This is a genomic window from Mesorhizobium sp. M7A.F.Ca.CA.004.04.2.1 (assembly GCF_004022825.1).
Classification (GTDB): Bacteria; Pseudomonadota; Alphaproteobacteria; order Rhizobiales; family Rhizobiaceae; genus Mesorhizobium.
This window is the reverse complement of record NZ_RZPH01001405.1, coordinates 1-1,151: the sequence shown is the minus strand read 5'-3', so window position 1 is coordinate 1,151 and position 1,151 is coordinate 1. Positions and strand designations below refer to the sequence as shown.

At 57.8% G+C, this 1,151-nt stretch carries 2 protein-coding genes; one reads left to right on the top strand and one right to left on the bottom strand.

The annotated features are described in order from the left end of the window. Positions 1–561, bottom strand: a 561-nt coding sequence (locus tag EN893_RS34955; protein ID WP_206640246.1) for a trypsin-like peptidase domain-containing protein, incomplete at its 3' end; no start/stop codon positions are given. Positions 562–644: 83 nt separating this feature from the next. Between EN893_RS34955 and EN893_RS34950 the strand changes: the two genes are divergently transcribed. Continuing rightward, the coding region (locus EN893_RS34950) for a hypothetical protein (protein ID WP_164901432.1) at positions 645–1,151 on the top strand (507 nt) is incomplete at its 3' end.

Genomic DNA, 1,151 nt, shown 5'->3' with positions numbered 1-1,151 from the left:
GTCGGAATCGCCGATGGCGATAACCGGAAACGGCTTGTCCGAGGTGATCTTGAGCACGGCGAGGTCGAGTGTCTCGTCCTTGAGCAGCACCTTGCTGTCGAACTCACGCCCATCAGCGGTCGCCACCTTGACCCGGTCGGCATCCTTGATGACGTGGTAATTGGTGACCACGACGCCGGTCGGATCGACCAGCACGCCGGAGCCGAGCGAAGACTGTGCACGCGGCTGCGAGCGACCGAAGAATTCCTCGAAGAACGGATCGCCGTCGAAAGGCGACGTGACCTTGGCCGTCTGCGAGGCATAGACGTTGACCACGGCCGGGGCTGTCTGCTTGACCAGCGGCGCAAACGACAATTGCACCTCCTCGCGGCCGAAGGGTACGCGCTTGTCGGGACCAGCCGTGGCGTTTTCGCCTTCCACGCCATGCAGCAGGTCGGTCAGCACATCGGACAGGCCGGGATCGGTCTTCGTCTCCTCGGCCAATGCCTGCCTGACCACCGGTGCGGCCGCAAACGCCATGATGGCGAAAAGCAGAACAAGGGGCAGTCTTCTGGCGCGCATTCGCGAATCCTCCAAGGCAAGTTCGGGGGCATTGTCCCGACGATTGTGCAAAATGAAAGGCTAAGCCGCTGAAATCCGACTATTTGGGCAGCAAAACAGCTACAGCTGACCTTGAAACCGAAAACCTCGTGGCCCTGATGAAAAAACAACTCCTGTCTTTCCGTGACTTTTTGAAGACCGGCAGCTTGGGGCCGATCTCCCCCGACATGACAATGGCCGAGATTATCGAAGTGCTCGGCATGCCTGAGCATGTCGATCCAGATTACTGGACGTTCGGAAAGCTCGAAATTTCCTTTGATATCACGCCGCCTCGCCAGATGAACTGGTTTCAAATTGAGCAGGCCAGTTACCTCAAAGGCGATTTGGAGGCTCTCACCACTCGCTTTGCACTCTCCCTGGACGGGTTCAGCGGAAAGACAAAGCCATCAGAGTTCCTGGGTGCCGGCCTTTGGACTCCAGATCAGGCCAAGGTTTTCTACGCGGCATCCGGCCATGACATCGGGATGAACATCTGCGCCGGACCGATTCAGATACATTTTCATGTGGCTGCCGACTTCATCGGCAACCAAGATGCCGAAACCTATTTGAAG